Below are 5,875 nucleotides of genomic sequence, written 5' to 3' on the forward strand. Positions count from 1 at the left end.
AGCGTAGCCATCATCATACCGGTCAACTTACCGGAAATAGAAGTCGCATCGCTGCCCGGAGCAGTACGTTCGCTCCAGTCTTTCAGAATGACAAAGCCCAAAGCCATGTTTTGGCCGGAACCGCTAAAACTAAAGCCGGAAACGGTAATAATGTTCTCGATCTCAGGTACAGATTTCGCCAGTTGAGTGATTTGAGCCAAAGTTGCATCGGTACGCTCTTTGGTTGCGCCGGCAGGCAGCTGTACGCTCAACATCAAGTTACCTTGGTCTTCAGTCGGCAAGAAGGAAGTCGGCAGACGCATAAACAGGAATACGCCCACAACAGTCAGACCGATATAGACAACCATCATGCGTAAAGTCTTGCGCAAGACTTTGGCAACCCAGCCTTCGTAGCCGTGTGTCCAGCTGTCGAATTTTTTGTTAAACCAACCGAAGAAACCTTTTTTCTCTTCGTGATGACCCTTCTGAATCGGTTTGAGCATAGTGGCACACAATGCCGGAGTCAGCGTCAAGGCAAGGAATGCGGAGAAACCGATAGATGCCGCCATGGTCAAAGCAAACTGTTTGTAAATGTTACCGGTTGCACCGCTAAACATTGCCAGCGGAACAAATACGGACATCAACACGGCAGTAATACCGATAACCGCGCCGGAAATCTGACCCATCGCTTTTTTGGTTGCAGCCTTAGGCGACAGACCTTCGCTCGCCATAATACGCTCAACGTTTTCAACGACCACAATCGCGTCATCGACCACAATACCGATCACCAATACCATCGCAAACATGGTCAATACGTTAATCGACATACCCATGTATGAGATAAAGGCAAAACCGCCCAACAGGGAAATCGGCACGACAATAGTCGGAATCAGCGTATAGCGGATGTTTTGCAGGAAGAGATACATCACCAAGAATACCAAAAAAATGGCTTCCAAAAGCGTATGGATCACTTTCTCAATCGAAATTTCCACAAATTTGGAAGTATCGTAAGGAACTTTCCAGCTCATGCCGTCTGGGAAATACTTCTGCAAAACCGCCATTTTTTCTTTTACGGCAGTCGCCGTTGCCAAAGCGTTACCGCTGTTAGACAGCATCACCGCCATACCGGTAGTGTTGACGCCGTTCAAACGGGTGGAAGAAGAATAGTCTTCCATACCCAAGCCGACTTTTGCCACATCTTTCAGATAGACATTAGAGCCGTCGGTATTTGATACCAAAATGATGTTGCCGAACTCTTCAGCCGTTCTTAATTGCCCTTCCGCAGTAACGGTCGCCGAAATGGTCTGACCTGCAGCCGCCGGCAAAGAACCGATGGAGCCTGCTGAGATTTGAATGTTTTGTGTCGCAAGCGCATTGGTTACCGTTGCAAAAGACAAGTTGTAGTTTTGCAGTTTTTTCGGGTCAACCCAAATACGCATGGCACGTTGCGCACCAAACAATTGTACCTGCCCTACCCCGTCGATACGCTGCAGTTCAGGAATGATATTACGCTGGGCGTAATCGTTCATTTCCTCAATGGATTGCTTTTCAGAAGAAAGCATGACCACTTGCAAGAAGTTGGAACGCGCTTTAGATACGGTTACACCATATTGCTGTACGGTAGACGGCAATGTGGACAACACTTCCGACAATTTGTTCTGCACGTCCACCTGCGCCAAATCTTCATCGGTCTCAGGCGTAAACGTCAGACTGACGCTGCCACTGCCGCTGGAATTGGCAGAAGTCGTCATATAGTCCAAACCTTCCACACCGTACATATTACGTTCGATAACGGCCAGTACGCTGTCTTCCATTACCTGAGCAGAAGCGCCCGGATAAGTAGCGCGCAAAGTAATGGTCGGTGCAGCAACGGACGGATATTGGGAAATCGGCAGTTTTTGAATGCCGAAAATACCCGCTGCGATGATAAAAATCGCAATAACCCATGCAAAAATGGGGCGGTCAATAAAAAACTTAGACATTCACGCGTTCCTTATTTAGCTTCAGATGCAGCTTTAGCTTCAGGCTTGGCCTCGGATGCAGCCTGGCCATCTGAAACTGCCGGTGCTGCTGCCGCAGCACTTGCAGGCGGCGTCCATTCTTTCGGCGTTACCTGTTTAGCACCCGACATAGCGGCAATGCTGATGCCTTCAACAATCACTTTGTCGCCGTCTTTCAGGCCGTCTGTAATCACCCAATTGCTACCTTGCTGTTGGGCAATGGTCACGACACGCGCTTCCATTTCGCTCTTGTCATTCACCACCATCACCGTATCTTGCGAACCGCGGGTAACTGCTTGTTGCGGCACTACAAATGCATTATCCACTGCAACTTGTTCCATCAACACGCGCACATACAAGCCCGGCATCAAGATATTTCTGTCATTAGGAATGGCGGCGCGCAAGGTAATTTGACCGGTCGTTTCGTTAACAGTCGGATCTGCAAACAGCAGACGGCCTTTTTCAGGGTAAACCGTACCGTCGTCAAATTTGATATCCACTGCAATCGCGCCGTTTGCCGCCAACAATTTGCCTTCGGCAACCTGTTGACGCAGTTTCATGACCTCACTCGCAGATTGGGTAACGTTGACATACATCGGATTGGTTTGTTGGATGGTGGCTAAAACGGTGGTATCGCCGGAATTCAGCAGCGTACCTTCAGAAACTTTAGATTGACCGATAAAGCCGGAAATCGGCGCAGTAATGCGGGAACGGTTCAGACTGATACCGGCAGATTTGATGGCTGCTTGAGCGGATTTGACGCCTGCCTCTGCTGAACGCTTGGCCGTTACGGCCGCATCATATTCTTGTTGGCTGATGGCATCGGCAGCAACCAGCGGTTTGTAGCGGGCCAGGTCGGCATTCGCTTTGGCCAAAGTAGCTTGCGCACTCGCCAACTGGGCGTGTGCGCTTTCTAAGTTTGCTTCATAAGTCGAGCTGTCGATTTGGTACAAAGGCTGACCGGCTTGCACATAGCTGCCCTCTTGGAACAAGCGTTTTTGCAAAATACCGCCAACTTGGGCGCGAACTTCGGCAGTACGCAATGATTCCAGACGGCCCGGCAACTCAGTTGTCAATGCAACGGTTTCTGGATGCACAGTGACCACGCGCACTTCAGGCGCAGGTTGTTTTTGCTGTTGCTGACTGCCTTGCGCCTGTTGGCCGGCTGCTTTTTCATCGCCTTTGCCGCAAGCGGAAAGTGCCAACGCAGTAGCTGCTGCAATTGCCGCGACACGCATCATTTTAGAAGCATAAAGAGCCATAATTTTCCTATCTCTATGATAAATAAGGGTTTGACTAATTAAAAATTGATTACTTTAATCTCATATTTCGCAAACAGAAATTGCCTGCTTTTATGAAAAACAGGCTGATTATATAGTGTTGAGAAACACTATCAAGTATTGAATTAAATTATACATACATTCTTGCATGTTCAGAAGTAATTTTTTATAATCCAAACCATAAATTTACATTTCCTACAAAACAACTATGAGAAGAACCAAAACCGAAGCCTTAAAAACCAAAGAATATCTCATGCTTGCCGCATCGGATACGTTTTATCAGAAAGGCATTGCCCGCACCTCGCTTAACGAAATTGCCCAAGCCGCAGGCGTAACGCGCGGCGCGCTGTATTGGCATTTCAAAAACAAAGAAGATTTGTTTGACGCCTTGTTCCAACGGATTTGCGACGACATCGAAAGCTGCATAAAAGAAGACTCGAACAACAATAACGAACAGGCTTGGTCAAGCTTCCGACTAACTCTGACCCGTTTCTTCGAGCGCCTGCAACACAATGAGCTTCACTATAAATTCCACAGCATTTTGTTTTTAAAATGCGAACACACCGAGCAAAACAAGGCGGTTATTGCCATCGCTAAAAAACACCAATCACTATGGCGTGAAAAAATCGTTGCTGTCCTGACTGATGCGGTACAACAAAAAGCGTTGGCGGATAATTTGGATATCGATATGGCAGTCATCTTCATCAAGTCTTCATTAGACGGCTTGATTTGGCGCTGGCTTTCTTCAGGTCAAGGCTTCGATTTAGCGCAAACTGCCCCACGCATGATTGAAATCATCATTGATACATTGGAAAACCATCCGCAATTAAGAAAACAATCATAAACATCAAAAATAAAAGGCCGTCTGAAACATTAAAAGTTTCAGACGGCCTTTTGGTTCAAACCTGCTTAACGTGTTACCGGTTTATAACGGATACGTTTCGGTTTCGCGCCTTCTTCACCCAAACGGCGTTTCTTGTCGGCTTCGTATTCTTGATAGTTGCCGTCAAAGAACACCCATTTAGAGTCGCCTTCACAAGCCAAGATATGCGTAGCGATACGGTCGAGGAACCAGCGGTCGTGCGAAATCACCATCACGCTGCCGGCAAATTCCAACAATGCGTCTTCCAACGCGCGCAGAGTTTCCACATCGAGATCGTTGGACGGTTCGTCCAACAGCAACACATTGCCGCCGCTCAACAAAGTTTTTGCCAAGTGCAGACGGCCGCGTTCGCCGCCCGACAATTGACCTGCAATTTTGCTTTGGTCGCTGCCTTTGAAGTTGAAGCGTCCCAAATATTGGCGGGCGGGAATTTCAAACTGACCAACCTGCAAAATGTCGCGGCCTTCGGCAATGTTGTCGAACACGGTTTTGTCGTTTTGCAAACCTTCACGGCTTTGATCAATCAGGCTCATTTTCACGGTTTGCCCGATTTTCACTTCGCCGGAATCGGGCTGCTCTTTGCCAGAAATCATTTTGAACAGCGTAGATTTACCCGCGCCGTTCGGACCGATGATGCCGACAATCGCGCCAGCAGGTACTTTGAAGCTCAAATCGTCAATCAGCACTTTATCGCCAAACGATTTGGAAACGTTCACAAATTCAATCACTTCGTTACCCAAACGCTCGGCAACAGGGATAAAGATTTCCTGCGTTTCATTGCGTTTTTGGTATTCGTAGTTGCTCATTTCTTCAAAACGCGCCAAACGCGCTTTGGACTTGGCTTGGCGGCCTTTGGCATTTTGGCGCACCCATTCTAATTCCTGCTTCATCGCCTTCACGCGTGCAGCTTCAGACTTCGCCTCGTTTTCCAAACGTTTTTCTTTCTGCTCCAGCCAAGACGAGTAATTGCCTTTCCACGGAATGCCGTGGCCGCGGTCGAGTTCCAAAATCCATTCAGCGGCGTTGTCGAGGAAGTAGCGGTCGTGCGTTACCGCAACCACGGTACCTGGGAAGCGGACCAAGAATTGCTCCAGCCATTCGACAGATTCCGCATCCAAGTGGTTGGTCGGCTCGTCAAGCAAAAGCATATCGGGCTTGCTCAATAAGAGTTTGCACAAAGCCACACGGCGTTTTTCACCGCCGGACAAATTGCCGATTTTGGCATCCCAATCAGGCAGGCGCAGCGCGTCAGCAGCGATTTCCAATTCATGCTCTGCACCGCCGCCGGTAGATGAACCTGCCGCAATAATCGCTTCCAAACGACCCTGCTCTTCCGCCAACGCGTCAAAATCCGCATCAGGATTGGCATACTCGGCATACACTTCTTCCAAGCGTTTTTGTGCAGCAGCTACTTCGCCCAAACCGCTTTCCACTTCCTCGCGCACGGTTTTTTCAGGATCAAGCTCAGGCTCTTGCGGCAGGTAGCCGATTTTAATGCCGCCCATCGGCACGGCTTCGCCCTCAAATTCCTTATCAACGCCAGCCATAATCCGCAGTACAGTAGATTTACCCGCACCGTTCAAACCGAGCAAACCGATTTTTGCACCGGGGAAAAATGAAAGGGAAATGTCTTTAATAATGGTTTTTTGCGGCGGCACAACCTTGCTCACGCGCAGCATAGAATAGACGTATTGTTGGGACATAGTTTTCTCGTTTCCGTCAAACAAATTTCA

General features: G+C 48.5%; 4 protein-coding genes. 1 reads left to right on the forward strand and 3 read right to left on the reverse strand.

Translation table 11 applies throughout. The features are described 5' to 3' along the window. Together ACTHSP_RS16935 and ACTHSP_RS16940 are read right to left on the reverse strand one after the other, a co-directional pair. A partial coding sequence (locus ACTHSP_RS16935; protein ID WP_440346507.1) for an efflux RND transporter permease subunit occupies positions 1 to 1,961 on the reverse strand: 1,961 nt, incomplete at its 3' end. A gap of 11 nt (positions 1,962 to 1,972) precedes the next feature. Then, on the reverse strand, positions 1,973 to 3,241 hold the full coding sequence (locus ACTHSP_RS16940) for an efflux RND transporter periplasmic adaptor subunit (RefSeq protein ID WP_371464496.1): 1,269 nt from the start codon (positions 3,239 to 3,241) through the stop codon (positions 1,973 to 1,975). 226 nt (positions 3,242 to 3,467) lie between these two features. Here ACTHSP_RS16940 and mtrR point away from each other — a divergent pair, with 226 nt between their 5' ends. Beyond that, entirely contained in the window at positions 3,468 to 4,103 is a 636-nt protein-coding gene (mtrR, locus tag ACTHSP_RS16945; RefSeq protein ID WP_440346508.1) for a multidrug efflux system transcriptional repressor MtrR, read from the forward strand. A 65-nt stretch (positions 4,104 to 4,168) separates the two neighbouring features. Here mtrR and ettA read toward each other — a convergent pair whose 3' ends face one another. Next, the gene (gene ettA / locus ACTHSP_RS16950) at positions 4,169 to 5,845 is read right to left on the reverse strand and encodes an energy-dependent translational throttle protein EttA (protein WP_003747462.1); all 1,677 of its coding nucleotides are present in this window, start codon (positions 5,843 to 5,845) and stop codon (positions 4,169 to 4,171) included. Positions 5,846 to 5,875 lie beyond the last annotated feature (30 nt).

Source organism: Neisseria sp. P0001.S005 (assembly GCF_051963715.1).